The sequence below is a fragment of the Amycolatopsis sp. NPDC051128 genome (assembly GCF_040682715.1).
In the GTDB taxonomy this organism is placed as follows: Bacteria; Actinomycetota; Actinomycetes; order Mycobacteriales; family Pseudonocardiaceae; genus Amycolatopsis.
On the sequence record NZ_JBFBBN010000102.1, the window covers coordinates 1 to 2,026 of the forward strand.

2 rRNA genes (1 of these 2 cut by a window edge) are annotated in these 2,026 nt (G+C 56.3%); both read right to left on the bottom strand.

The window, feature by feature from the left end:
- Position 1: 1 nt before the first annotated feature.
- Positions 2-118: ribosomal RNA gene (rrf, locus tag AB0M82_RS45825) — 5S ribosomal RNA — on the bottom strand.
- 74 nt (positions 119-192) lie between these two features.
- A 23S ribosomal RNA gene (locus tag AB0M82_RS45830) occupies positions 193-2,026 on the bottom strand (it continues 1,358 nt past the right edge of the window).

Genomic DNA, 2,026 nt, shown 5'->3' on the forward strand with positions numbered 1-2,026 from the left:
AGTTCGGCGGTGTCCTACTCTCCCACAACCCTTCGGTTGCAGTACCATCGGCGCTGTCAGGCTTAGCTTCCGGGTTCGGAATGGGACCGGGCGTTTCCCTGACGCTAAAACCACCGAAACACTACGAAACACCCACACACACCGTGGGCTGTGTGGTGTTTCAGAGCTGTAGAGTGGATGCGCAACATCTTCGTAGGCAAGTCCTCGGCCTATTAGTACCAGTCAACTCGACAACACATTACTGTGCTTCCATTTCTGGCCTATCAACCCAATGGTCTGTTGGGGGCCTTAACCCACATGGGGTGGGATACCTCATCTTGGAACAGGCTTCCCGCTTAGATGCCTTCAGCGGTTATCCCTTCCGAACGTGGCCAACCAGCCATGCCCCTGGCGGGACAACTGGCACACCAGAGGTTCGTCCGTCCCGGTCCTCTCGTACTAGGGACAGCCTTCCTCAAGTATCCTACGCGCGCGGCGGATAGGGACCGAACTGTCTCACGACGTTCTAAACCCAGCTCGCGTGCCGCTTTAATGGGCGAACAGCCCAACCCTTGGGACCTACTCCGGCCCCAGGATGCGACGAGCCGACATCGAGGTGCCAAACCATGCCGTCGATATGGACTCTTGGGCAAGATCAGCCTGTTATCCCCGGGGTACCTTTTATCCGTTGAGCGACACCCCTTCCACCAGGAGGTGCCGGATCACTAGTCCCGACTTTCGTCCCTGCTCGACATGTCTGTCTCACAGTCAAGCTCCCTTGTGCACTTGCACTCAACACCTGATTGCCAACCAGGCTGAGGGAACCTTTGGGCGCCTCCGTTACTCTTTAGGAGGCAACCGCCCCAGTTAAACTACCCATCAGGCACTGTCCCTGAACCAGATCATGGCCCGAGGTTCAGATTCCCAATTCGACCAGAGTGGTATTTCAACAACGACTCCACAGTAACTAGCGTCACCGCTTCACAGTCTCCCACCTATCCTACACAAGCCGAACCGAAAACCAATACCAAACTATAGTAAAGGTCCCGGGGTCTTTCCGTCCTGCCGCGCGTAACGAGCATCTTTACTCGTAGTGCAATTTCGCCGGGCCTGTGGTTGAGACAGCCGGAAAGTCGTTACGCCATTCGTGCAGGTCGGAACTTACCCGACAAGGAATTTCGCTACCTTAGGATGGTTATAGTTACCACCGCCGTTTACTGGCGCTTAAATTCTCAGCTTCGCCCCGAAAGGCTAACCGGTCCTCTTAACGTTCCAGCACCGGGCAGGCGTCAGTCCATATACATCGTCTTGCGACTTCGCATGGACCTGTGTTTTTAGTAAACAGTCGCTTTCCGCTGGTCTCTGCGGCCACCCACCCCTAGCCCGAAAAAGGCTTCAGGATGTTTGGCCCCCCTTCTCCCGAAGTTACGGGGGCATTTTGCCGAGTTCCTTAACCACAGTTCACCCGATCGCCTTGGTATTCTCTACCTGACCACCTGTGTTGGTTTGGGGTACGGGCCGTGCATGCACTCACTAGAGGCTTTTCTCGGCAGCATAGGATCACTCTACTTCGCCTCAAACGGCTACGCATCACGTCTCAGCCTATAGCCATGCGGATTTGCCTACATGACGGCCTACACGCTTACACCAGTACTACCACTCACTGGCGGAGCTACCTTCCTGCGTCACCCCATCGCTTGACTACTACGAAATCAGGTCCCACGCTCCACACACACCCCTCCGTCCGAAGACATTGGGACGCGGCTTTGGGTGGTTAGTATCAAACGCCTCGCCATGGGCGCACATGCTCGGGTACGGGAATATCAACCCGTTGTCCATCGACTACGCCTGTCGGCCTCGCCTTAGGTCCCGACTTACCCTGGGCGGATTAGCCTGGCCCAGGAACCCTTGGTCATCCGGCGGCAGAGTTTCTCACTCTGCATTCGCTACTCATGCCTGCATTCTCACTCCCACACCCTCCACCGCTAGCTTCCGCCACGGCTTCCCTGGATGCAGGACGCTCCCCTACCCATCAACACGACTACAC